This window comes from Microtetraspora sp. AC03309, assembly GCF_020826795.1.
Lineage (GTDB): Bacteria > Actinomycetota > Actinomycetes > Streptosporangiales > Streptosporangiaceae > Microtetraspora > Microtetraspora glauca.
Map to the genome: position 1 here is coordinate 1 of NZ_JADDIL010000230.1, position 1,010 is coordinate 1,010.

The 1,010-nt window shown below is 65.0% G+C and carries 1 protein-coding gene; it reads right to left on the reverse strand.

Going from position 1 to position 1,010, the window contains the following annotated elements:
- Positions 1-33: 33 nt before the first annotated feature.
- Entirely contained in the window at positions 34-948 is a 915-nt protein-coding gene (locus IMZ11_RS42485; protein ID WP_228649233.1) for an IS982 family transposase, read from the reverse strand.
- Between the last annotated feature and the right edge of the window lie 62 nt (positions 949-1,010).

Below are 1,010 nucleotides of genomic sequence, written 5' to 3' on the forward strand. Positions count from 1 at the left end.
CTAGATGATTGAGTCCAAGGGCTTCGGTCGCGCTTAGTGGTCGTAGGCGATCAGGGAACGCTTGATCGGTTGCCCGGTCTTGTCGTTGTGCCAGATTGCGGCAGTCAGTGCCAGGATCCGTGTCAGCACGCGGATGATGACACCGGCAGGAGTACGGGCACCGTGTCGTTCCAGGTCGAGCTGACCCTTGAAGGTCTGGTTGATCGACTCGATGGTCTGCCGCAACGGCTTGAACAGGCGTGCTCCGGCCCGCTCGGCCTCGCCCTTTCGAGCCGGGCGCAGCAGCCTCAGGTCACGCTCGGTGAGGGCCTGCTCGAAGGCGCGGCCGTAGTAGTTCTTGTCCGCGATGATCGTCTGACCGGGACGGGCGGCTACCATCTCGGGTGCCGCGTCCAGCATCCCCAGCAGTGTCTCGCGCTCGTCGGCCTTGGCGCCGGTGAGCGCGAACGCCATCGGCAGCCCGCCCAGGGTGCACAACAGGTGCAGCCGCAAGCCCCAGAAGTACCGCGAGTGGGACGCGCAGTAGCCGTACTGGGCCCACCCGGCCAGATCGCTGCGCTTGGTCGTCTCCCGGGATCGGCCGCACTCCACCGGTGTGGAGTCGACCAGCCATACATCGTCGCTCCACAGCGAGGTGTCGGCGGCCAGCATCCTGATCATGTGCAGGACCAGGCCGGGCGCTTTGCGTAGCCGCTTGCCGTACCCGGACTGCCGTGGCAGGTAAGGGAACATGTCCCTCAGCTCGGTGTGGGCGTAACGCAGCCAGCGCCGCTCGGAGGTAAAGCCCAGCAGAGCCGACATCACCGCCAGTGTCACGAGCTCGGCGTCGCTGAGGGCAGGTGCGATCCCCGTTTTCGGCCGCCATGGCAGCAGGTCCGGCGATGCCTTCACCGCGTCGTCGATCTTCACATAGAGTGCGGTTGCGAGGGTGTTCAGTTCTGTCGTCACAAACGGATCTTGAACGCCCTCGCCCTATTTCCGCAGGCGATCCCTTGGACTCAATCGTCTAG